This is a genomic window from bacterium (assembly GCA_021372775.1).
Classification (GTDB): domain Bacteria; phylum Acidobacteriota; class Polarisedimenticolia; order J045; family J045; genus JAJFTU01.
The window spans coordinates 1-1,692 of the sequence record JAJFTU010000244.1; the positions used below are offsets into that span (position 1 = coordinate 1).

Below are 1,692 nucleotides of genomic sequence, written 5' to 3' on the forward strand. Positions count from 1 at the left end.
GGAAGCGGCGCGCGGCGGCGAGCATCACCTTGAGGAAGTCGTCGCAGACCTGGTAGCCGAGGCCGCGCGAGCCGGAGTGGATGAAGAAGGCGACGCCGTCCTCGTGCAGCCCCATCCGCGCCGCGGCCTCGGCGTCGAAGATCTTCTCCACGAACTGCGCCTCGACGAAGTGGTTCCCCGAGCCGACGGTGCCGGCCTGCGGCCGGCCGCGCTCCTTGGCGCGGTCGGAAACCTGCGACGCGTCGGCCCACGGCAGGCAGCCGCGCTCCTCGATCCGCTCCGCCTCGCCGCGCTCGCCGAAGCCGCGCGACGCGGCCCACTCCGCCCCCCGCTCCAGCGCGGCGTCGAGCTCCGCCCGCGAGAGGCGCAGGTCGCGCCGCCCCGCGCCGACGCCGGCCGGCAGGTTGCGGAAGAGCGCGTCGGCCAGCTCGGCCGCGCGCGGCTCCATCTCCGCCCGGGTCAGCGCCGTCGAGACGAGGCGCACGCCGCAGTTGATGTCGTACCCCACGCCGCCGGGCGAGACGACCCCCTCGCGCCAGTCGAACGCCGCGACGCCGCCGATCGGGAAGCCGTATCCCCAGTGGATGTCGGGCATCGCCAGCGAGCGTCCGACGATGCCCGGGAGGCAGGCGACGTTGGCGACCTGCTGCAGCGCCTTGTCGGCGACGATCGACGGAAGCAGTTCCTCGTCGGCGTAGACCAGGCCGGGGACGCGCATCGCGCCGCCGCGCGGAATCCGCCAGCGGAAGGCGTCCAGACGCTCCAACCGGAGATCCATCGACCCTCCCGCCGCGAGTTTACGGCCAGCCGCGCCCCGTCGGCGGCGCGGAGCGGAGAAGACCGTCCGCGGCGGCGCGCGGCGACGGCGAAGCGTCAGCGGCGCGGCCCGCCGCCCGGACGCGCGGCGACGGCGAAGCGTCGGCGGCGCGGTCCAACGCCCGGGCGGCGCGGCGTCAGCGGAGCAGTTCGGGACGGTTGGCGCGCAGCCAGGCGGCGAGGCGGCGCCGCGCCTCGGTCGAATGGCGCCGCACCGTGACGTCGCTCAGGCCGAGCGCCGCGGCGATCGTCTCGACCGGGAGCCCTTCCTCGTCGCGCAGGACGAAGATCTCCCGTTCCCGCCGCGGCAGCGTCTCCTTCGCCTCGTCGATCGCCGCGCGCAGTTGGCGCCGCGCGAGCGCGCCGTCGGGCGCGTGCTCGGCGCCGGTCGCCGCCGGATCGACGTCGAGCGATTCCTCGCGGCGCGCCGGACGCCCGGCGCGCGCGCTGCGCGCCGCGTTGACCGCCACGCGCACGACCCACGGCTCGAACGGGCGCTCCGGATCAACCTTCCCGATCGCCTTGTAGAGGCGCAGAAACGCCTCCTGCGCCGCGTCCTCGGCGTCCGGTCCGTCGCCGAGGATCCGGCGGGCGATCGAAAGGACGAGGCGGCCGTGCAGCGCGACGAGCGCATCGAAGGCGCCGCGCTCCCCCTGCTGCGCGCGGCGCACGAGTTCGGCGGTGTCCAGCGGTCGGCCCTCCTCGCGCCGCGGTCATTATACTGGCGCGGTGATGACCTTCCGTCCCTCGCTCGTCGTTCCGCTCGCCGTCGCCGCGCTCGCCGCGGCGTGCGGCCGGGCGCCGGCGCCGCGTCCCGTGATCCTCGTCACGATCGACGCGCTGCGCCCCGACCGGCTCGGCCCCTACGGCGGCCCC

Annotated in this window: 2 protein-coding genes; both read right to left on the reverse strand. The window is 76.2% G+C overall.

Annotated elements, in window-relative coordinates; genetic code table 11:
* A partial coding sequence (locus LLG88_08655) for an RtcB family protein (protein ID MCE5246970.1) occupies positions 1-778 on the reverse strand: 778 nt, incomplete at its 3' end.
* A gap of 175 nt (positions 779-953) precedes the next feature.
* Positions 954-1,487 carry a sigma-70 family RNA polymerase sigma factor gene (locus tag LLG88_08660; protein MCE5246971.1) on the reverse strand — a complete coding sequence of 178 codons (534 nt, stop codon included), beginning with the start codon at positions 1,485-1,487 and terminating at the stop codon, positions 954-956.
* Positions 1,488-1,692: the final 205 nt, after the last annotated feature.